Origin of the sequence: Corallococcus llansteffanensis (genome assembly GCF_003612055.1) — a bacterium.
GTDB classification, from domain to species: domain Bacteria; phylum Myxococcota; class Myxococcia; order Myxococcales; family Myxococcaceae; genus Corallococcus; species Corallococcus llansteffanensis.
The window spans coordinates 1-1,126 of the sequence record NZ_RAWB01001057.1 but is presented as its reverse complement, the minus strand read 5'-3'; the positions used below and the strand labels follow the sequence as shown (position 1 = coordinate 1,126).

Sequence of the window (1,126 nt, the reverse complement as noted above, 5' to 3'; positions counted from 1 at the left end):
GGGCGGGGGAGGGCAGCGGGCGAAGACGCACGGAGCCCCAGGTCCCTTGCTTCCGTCAACCCTTCCGCCATCCGCGGACTAGCGGGGCCCCTGCGGCGGGGTGGAACCCCGGGCGGCGCGCTCCACGTCGTCGCGGTGTGCCTCGATGTACTTCTCCACCTCGGCGTCGTCGACCTGCAGGTCGCGCAGCACGCCCGGGTAGACGAAGCGGAAGGCAGGGGACTCCTCGTCCCCGCGCAGGCGGAAGCTCATCTTCAGCACCGCCGCGCCGTACAGCTTGTCTTTCAAACCCTTCGACTTACCCATTCGCTCCTCTGGCTCCCAGACGCCCGCCGGCGGCTTGGACGGGCCCTGCCGGGCACCCGCTCAAGCGTCGGCGTCGTCCTCGTCGTCGTCCGGCAGCAGGCTCCGCTTGGGCATCGGGGCGGGCTTCGCCGGAGTGAACACCACGCGTCGGTTGCGGCCCTCGCCTTCCGCCGCCACCTTCACGCCTCCTACTCCTTCTACTGCCCTGAGGACGCGCGCGCGGTCCTCTGTCTTCATCGCGGCGAACGCATAGAAGCGCCCCAGGCTGGCGGACTTCTCCGCGAGCTTGCGGACGGCCTCCCGCAACACCGCATCCTCCTCGACCTGCACCGAGCGCTCGTCCGCTTCCGCGCCCCCCTTCGCCGGGGCCTGCGCGGCCTTGGGAGCCGGCGCGGCCTGCTGCCCTCCCCGTGCCCCACGGCCCTGCGGCGGCGCGGCGGGAGCGGGCGGCTGGGTCCGGGCCGCCGCCTGAGCCGGAGCGGACGCCAGCTGGGCCACGGTCGCCGTCGGCGCGGAGACCGGAGCCTGGGGAGCCTGTTGCTGCTGTCCGGGCTCGCGGCGCGGCCGGGGCTCCGGGTGGCCGTTGGCCCCCAGCATCACCCACCGGCGTTCAACGCCCGGGCGGTGGAGCATCTTGTTGAGCAGGAACTGGAGCGAATCCAGCACCTGGCTGCGCTTGCCCGGCTCCACGCCCGGAGGCGGACCGGCCTCGAAGTGGAGCGCCACGGACAGGCTGCCGTCGGCGGCGTCCTGCAAGTCCAACCGGGCCGGGTACCCCATCAGCCCGAGGATGTCGGTGAGCAGCCGCTCCACCCGGGGG

At 73.4% G+C, this 1,126-nt stretch carries 2 protein-coding genes; both read right to left on the bottom strand.

The features are described 5' to 3' along the window. Positions 1-78: 78 nt before the first annotated feature. Positions 79-306, bottom strand: coding sequence for a hypothetical protein (locus tag D7V93_RS43295; protein WP_120626111.1), 228 nt, complete (start codon positions 304-306; stop codon positions 79-81). Positions 307-366: 60 nt separating this feature from the next. After that, positions 367-1,119, bottom strand: coding sequence for a hypothetical protein (locus D7V93_RS43290; RefSeq protein WP_244237857.1), 753 nt, complete (start codon positions 1,117-1,119; stop codon positions 367-369). Positions 1,120-1,126: the final 7 nt, after the last annotated feature.